Annotated in this window: 2 protein-coding genes; both read right to left on the reverse strand. The window is 68.6% G+C overall.

The genetic code is table 11. From position 1 onward, the window contains the following. Positions 1-14: 14 nt before the first annotated feature. Positions 15-542 (reverse strand): transposase, encoded by a 528-nt coding sequence (locus ACFYMM_RS44430; RefSeq protein WP_388398586.1) that lies wholly within the window; start codon positions 540-542, stop codon positions 15-17. Then, entirely contained in the window at positions 539-1,093 is a 555-nt protein-coding gene (locus tag ACFYMM_RS44435) for a helix-turn-helix domain-containing protein (RefSeq protein WP_388398588.1), read from the reverse strand. Before ACFYMM_RS44435 ends, ACFYMM_RS44430 begins: the two co-directional genes overlap by 4 nt. Positions 1,094-1,220: the final 127 nt, after the last annotated feature.

Here is a 1,220-nt window from a genome sequence, read left to right on the forward strand (position 1 = left end):
TAGTGCTGGATTCCTCATTGGATGTACACATATCGGCGTCGTAGTTGGCGGGTGGGTGGGGCTGGCCGGCCCCAGACCCACGCTCTGGCACGGGCGTTGAGCTGCTGTGTGGCCACGGCTGTCGCCTGGGCGATGTCGTCGGGGTTGGCGAAGGACCGCCCTGCCAGCGCGGTCTTGCGGAAGATCCGCCACCAGCCTTCCTGCAGGTTCAGCCAGCACGCGCCGACCGGGATGAACGCGTGGTGGATCCGGGGGTGGTCCTCCAGCCAGGTCCGGGTGGACAGGCTGTTGTGGGAGGACAGGTTGTCGGTGACGACCCAGATCTCGCCAGCCGGGTTGGCGTCCTCGACCAACTGCAGGAACTGCTGGTAGAAGACGCTGTTGCGGGAGGAAGCGGCCATGGTGATCTGCTGGCCGTCCCGGACACGTAAGCCCCCGTAGACCCAGGTCTTCTCCGGTCCACGGCTGTAGTCGATCTCGGATTTGATGCGGTGCCCGTCCGGTGACCAGCCCGGTGCGGGCGGGAAGGCGCGGGGGATCACCGGCCCGAGCTCGTCGGCGCAGATGACCGTCGCGCCGTCGGGCGGCTGGGTGTAGAGGCCGATGATCCGCGTCCTTTTCCCGCGAAATCAGGGTCCTTCGAGCGGGTCCAGGACCGGGTACGGCGCCAGCGCACACCCTCGGCCAGCAGGATTCTGCGGACCTGGGAGCGGCCGACCTCGATTCCCAACTGCCTGGCCTGTGCGGCCAGGGAGTCCAGTGTCCACTCAGCCGGCCCCGACTCGTCCGCGGCCCACAGATCCCCTCCGGGCTGCACCTCCAGCCTCCCGGGGGGCACCTGCTTGACCAAGGCGATGATCCGGGACCGTTCTGCCTCGGTGATCCGCCGCTTGCGGCCCTGCCCGCCCCGATCCTCCAGTCCGTCCAGACCGGAGCGGTTGAAGCGGTGCAGCCAACGCCGCACGGTCTTCTGGCCGCAGCCCAGCTCCTCCGCGATCGCCGGCACCCGCAGCCCGTTCCAGCTCAGCTCGACCATCCGGGCCCGCATCACCACATCCAGCGGCGCCTTCCGCGCCCGCGACAGCCGACCCACCACTGCCCGCTCATCCTCATCACGGCCTGGCCGTGCCCGTAACACCACCGTCCCGCACCCGCCCCCGAGCACCCGAAACACCCCGCCACCTGGATATATACCCCGAGAAAGAGGAATCCAGCACTAG

The organism is Streptomyces sp. NPDC006739 (assembly GCF_042869815.1).
Classification (GTDB): Bacteria; Actinomycetota; Actinomycetes; order Streptomycetales; family Streptomycetaceae; genus Streptomyces.